This is a genomic window from Phreatobacter aquiterrae (assembly GCF_053471285.1).
On record NZ_JBJPHW010000036.1, the window covers coordinates 1 to 2050 of the forward strand.

General features: G+C 65.9%; 2 protein-coding genes. Both read right to left on the minus strand.

Annotation, left to right across the window (positions count from 1 at the left end):
* Positions 1–152: 152 nt before the first annotated feature.
* The gene (istB, locus tag ACJ4V0_RS21450) at positions 153–881 is read right to left on the minus strand and encodes an IS21-like element helper ATPase IstB (protein ID WP_448301640.1); all 729 of its coding nucleotides are present in this window, start codon (positions 879–881) and stop codon (positions 153–155) included.
* Positions 863–2050, minus strand: a 1188-nt coding sequence (istA, locus tag ACJ4V0_RS21455) for an IS21 family transposase (protein WP_448301641.1), incomplete at its 5' end; no start/stop codon positions are given. The genes istA and istB, both read right to left, overlap by 19 nt.

Sequence of the window (2050 nt, forward strand, 5' to 3'; positions counted from 1 at the left end):
TGTCAAATCGCTTCCAATCGCCACCCCTATTTCGCGTCCAAAGCAGGCCCCCATTGAGGGCGCAGATGCGAGCGGCCGCCCCGGCGTAGCTGGCCAGGGTTTCGCAGCCGGGGCGGCCGCGTTTCCAGTTGGCGATGATGTCGTTTGGTGGTTCAGGCGCGGTTCTTGAAGCGCCAGCTTTCGTTGCCCGTTTCGACGATGTCGCAATGGTGGGTCAGGCGGTCGAGCATGGCCGTCGTCATCTTGGCGTCGCCGAAGATCTGGGGCCAATCGGCGAAGGCGAGGTTCGTGGTGATCACGATCGAGGTGTTTTCGTAGAGCTTGCTGATGAGGTGGAAGAGCAGCTGCGCCCCTGATTGGCCGAAGGGCAGATAGCCGAGCTCGTCGATGACGACGAGGTCATGGCGCAGGAGCGTCTCGGCGATCCTTCCACTCCGGCCGGCGGCCTTTTCCTGCTCGAGTTGGTTGACGAGGTCGACGAGGTTGAAGAAGCGGCCCCTGGCGCGGGCGCGGATCACCGCGGCAGCGATGGCGATCGCCAGATGCGTCTTACCGGTCCCCGTGCCGCCGATCAGGATCAGGTTGCGCTTGGCCTCGATGAAGGCGCCTTGCGCGAGCTCGCGGATCTGCCCCTCGTCGATGGGCGTGTCCTGGAAGACGAAGGCGTCGAGGTCCTTCAAGACCGGGAACCTGGCGCCGCTGATGCGGTAGTTGATCGAGCGCGCTTGGCGGTGCGTGACCTCGGCCCGGATCAGGCTGGCAAGCAACGGATAGATCTCGTCGCGCCGGTTCAGCCCCTTGCCGGCGATCTCGTCGAAGCTCGCCCGCATACCGTAGAGCTTGAGGCTGGTCATGGCCTCGATCAGTTGATGGCGTTCCATCGTTCTGTCTCCTTCCTTCCTCGCAAGGCGTCGTAGCGAGCGCAATCGGCGACCGGCTCGGCCTTGAGCCTCAACGCGTCCGGGGTCGTGATGCTGGGCGGGGTCGGCGGCTGGCGCCTGCGCGCGAGGATCGCGACGACGACGTCGCCATTGGCGATGCCGGCGGCGAGCGCCTCGGCGCAGGCCTCCGCCACGGCCGCGATGCCGTCGTCGGGCACGCGACCGAGAATCTTCACGAACTGCCGGTCGCCATCGGGATGGTGGGCGAGCTTCGCCCTAACCTCCGCGAGCGGCGCGGGCAGATCCCAGTCCTTGAAGGGAGCGCCGTTGCGCAGCGCGCCGGGCTTGCGCGTCAAGACCGGCAGGTAGTGCCAGGGGTCGTAGACGATCTGCTCGCGTCTGAAGCATCGAGGATGCTCGGCCACGACCTCATCGCCCAGCAGCACGACGATCGTCTCGGCATAGGCTCGCACCAGCACCTGACGGCCGGCCGCCCTCGCGTCGACGCTATACTTGTTGCGGTCGTGCGCGACCAAGCACGTGGTCGTCGCCCGCATCGGCTTCTCGACGAAGCCGGCGAAGGGGCCCAGATACGGCATCAGCTGCGTCCGCTCCGCCTCGAAGACCTCGAAGATCGTGCGGTCCTTGAACTCGGGATGCTTCGTGCGCTTCGCGTAGGCGATGCATTGGTCGGCGAGCCAGGCGTTCAGCTCGTCGAGCGTCTTCACCCTCGGGCGCGGCCGGAACAGCAGATCGCGAACCGTGCCAACCTGGTTCTCGACCTGGCCCTTCTCCCAGCCCGACGCCGGCGTGCAGGCCACGGGATCGACCAGATGGTGCGAGCACATCTGAAGGAAGCGGCGGTTGTACTGTCGCGCCCTCCCGACGAAGATCGTCTCCACCGCTGTCTTCATGTTGTCGTAGATGCCGCGCCGGCAAACACCGCCGTAGAAGGCAAAGGCCTTGTCGTGCGCGTCGAAGACCATCTCTTGGGTCTCGCGCATGTAGGCCCGTACGATCGGCATCCGGCTATGGGAGAGGCGCATTTGCGCCGCCTTCACCGTCACCGGAAGCCCGTTCAGTTCGATCGCCTCGTGGCTCCAGTCGAACTGGTAGGCCTCGCCCGGATCGAAGCTCAGCGGCACGAAGGCTCGCGTCGGCGTCCGCGC

Coding starts and splice junctions, on each gene's coding strand:
- istB (WP_448301640.1), bottom strand. CDS start 881: ATGGAACGCCATCAACTGATCGAGGCCATGACCAGCCTCAAGCTCTAC.